This is a genomic window from Protofrankia sp. Cr2 (genome assembly GCF_963555885.1).
Lineage (GTDB): Bacteria > Actinomycetota > Actinomycetes > Frankiales > Frankiaceae > Protofrankia.
Genome location: NZ_CAUVXG010000046.1, coordinates 36369 through 37663 on the forward strand (window position 1 = coordinate 36369; position 1295 = coordinate 37663).

The 1295-nt window shown below is 68.6% G+C and carries 1 protein-coding gene; it reads left to right on the forward strand.

Annotated elements, in window-relative coordinates; genetic code table 11:
• Positions 1 to 28 precede the first annotated feature (28 nt).
• Positions 29 to 1295: DNRLRE domain-containing protein (locus tag U9978_RS18415; RefSeq protein WP_322762378.1), on the forward strand; the 1267-nt coding region annotated here is incomplete at its 3' end.

The following is a 1295-nucleotide window of genomic DNA, read 5'->3' on the forward strand; positions in this document are numbered from 1 at the left end:
AACCCCGACCGGTTTTGACGTGCGGCTGGTGGTGCACACACCGGCGGCGGCGCGGGCTGCGCTGAAACTGCCGATGCGGCTGGCGGGCGTCAGCGCGGAGCGGATGGCCGGTGGGGAGCTGCGGTTCCACGCGGGGGCGACGCTCGCGGTGCGTTCACCGACGCCGCTGATGTGGGACGCGCACACCGATCCAGCGACCCGTCTACCGGACCGGGTCCGGGAGGTGGCCTCGTCGCTGGAGGCTGCGGGCAGTGACCGGCCGAGTCTGGCCCTGACCCCGGATACCGACTGGCTGGGCGCACCCGACCGGCAGTACCCGGTCACGATCGACCCGGCCGCGACGCTGCCGGACAACCTCGATGACTATGTGGACTCGGCGCATCCGACGACGAACTATGACACGTCGGCGTATCTGGCGGTGGGGAACTATCTGGGGGCGACCACGACCCGGTCGTTCCTGCGGTTCGACGATTCGGCGGTCAAGAACCGGCATGTGTTGTCGGCGTCGTTGAATCTGTGGCAGGTGGGGTCGGCGACGTGTACGGCGCAGCCGATGGTGGTGCAGGGCGCGTCGGGGATGGGTGCGGGCACGACGTGGAATTCCCAGCCGACCGCGGACGGGATCAACTGGTCGAATACCAGTTTCAACAGTGGTGGGTCGTGTGGCGGGGACGGCGGGCGGAACCTGGATATCACCGGGTTGGCGCAGGCCTGGTCGTCCAACGGCTATCCGTCGCCGGAGGCGCTCACGCTGCGGGCGGGCAACGAATCTGACCCGAATCAGTACAAGTATTTCTATTCGGGGGACACGCAGCTGGCCCCGAACATCACCGTCACCTACAACTCGTATCCGGGGACGGTCGCCGGGCGGTTCACCAGCCCGTGTTCGGCGCAGTGCGGTGGCAGCCCGGCGATGGTGTTGACGAACAGTCTGACGCCAACATTGCAGGGTGGGGCGATCGATGCCGACGGGGGGAATCTGCGGGTCGATTTCGAGGTGTGGAACGCCGCCGGTACCGCACTGGTGACCTCCGGGTCGGTGGCCGGGGTGACGGAGAACACGGTGGGGACGTGGACGGTGCCGGCCGGGGTGTTGGCAAACGGCACGGCGTACCAGTGGCGGGCTCGGGCGTTTGACGGGACGGACTATTCGCAGGCCTGGTCGACGTGGATTCCGTTCACCGTCGACACGACCGCGCCCGCCGGCCCGTCCGCGGTGACCTCGACGGCGTTCCCGGCGTCGGGCTGGGGGTTGACCACGTCGGGGACGGTCAGTTGGACGTCGCCGGGTGGGG